At 45.2% G+C, this 263-nt stretch carries 1 pseudogene; it reads left to right on the top strand.

Annotated elements, in window-relative coordinates:
* Positions 1-263, top strand: a pseudogene (locus tag AB4512_RS24215) (hypothetical protein); the annotation flags it as partial.

The raw sequence follows: 263 nt of genomic DNA, 5'->3' as shown, positions 1-263 counted from the left end.
GTGTTGTTTGGGGGCTATTACATATTCAGCCTGCGATTGCGGATGCATCGACGGAGCAGCCAATCGCTGAGTTATCAACGAACAAGTCATCAATCGACAAACAGCCAAAAAACAAGTCCGTAGAGGTCAAACAACAGGCGACTGCAAACACGACTTACCTGCAAGGTTTGAGTAAGACAATTCCTTTAGAAGACGTGCCAAACCTATGGGTGGATTTCTATCAGAGCCTCGAAGTCAATGACAAAGAAAACGCACAACAACAA

The organism is Vibrio sp. 10N.222.52.B7 (assembly GCF_041474275.1).
In the GTDB taxonomy this organism is placed as follows: domain Bacteria; phylum Pseudomonadota; class Gammaproteobacteria; order Enterobacterales; family Vibrionaceae; genus Vibrio; species Vibrio crassostreae_C.
This window is presented reverse-complemented; position numbering and strand designations above follow the sequence as displayed.